The organism is Burkholderia sp. E168m23, assembly GCF_016586125.1.
GTDB lineage: Bacteria > Pseudomonadota > Gammaproteobacteria > Burkholderiales > Burkholderiaceae > Burkholderia > Burkholderia orbicola.
On sequence record NZ_BCPP01001592.1, the window covers coordinates 1 to 760 of the forward strand.

Genomic DNA, 760 nt, shown 5'->3' on the forward strand with positions numbered 1-760 from the left:
GGCCGTATCGAGCAGGATCCCTTCGGTCGTGAAGAACCAGTCGCAGTTACGCGTGCCGCCGATGCCGTGGATCACGGCGCTGTTCTTGTCCGCGAATGGGAACTGCAGGCCGGAATTGAGCACGGCGCTGCTCTTGCCCGCGGCTGGGTTGCCGATCACGATGTACCACGGCAGTTCGTACAGCGCGGAGCCGCCCGACACCTGGCCGATCTTCGACGTCTTGATCGTCTTCACCGCATCCGACAGGCGCGTGCGCAGCACGTCGAGGTCGGCCGTCTTCGCGTCCGGCGCGAGCGCGGCGGCGGCCGGTGCGGCGATCTTGCCGGTTTCCGCCTGCTCTTCCAGCACCTGGCCGAGCTGCTGGTTCGCGCGCTTCACGCGCCAGCGGCGCCATAGCGCGACGACGAGCCACAGCGCGAGGACCGCCGCGAACGCGAGCGCCGCCCACAGGAGCGGCAGCTGCAGCATGTCGGCGACGATGAACAGAATGGCCGCTAGCGCGACGATCCCGACGATCGAGAGCGTACGCGGATGAGTCAGCACGTTGAGGATGCGTTGCATAGGACGTTCAGGTTCCGGTGCGATTCGGTGAGGCGACGCAGGCGCGCCGAGCGGCAAGGGTGGCGCCGCGATGTGTCGCCATGCTGTCAAACGGGGTGAAGGAGGCTGGCATCAATGCGCCCGCGGCATCGGAGAAGGCGCGCGCATTAACGAAAGGACGCTGTGAGATTTAAAACGGAAGCGGCGGCCGGAAAAAATC

1 pseudogene is annotated in these 760 nt (G+C 66.2%); it reads right to left on the bottom strand.

From position 1 onward, the window contains the following. Positions 1–561: pseudogene (locus JMF90_RS39085) on the bottom strand (type VI secretion system membrane subunit TssM); the annotation flags it as partial. Positions 562–760 lie beyond the last annotated feature (199 nt).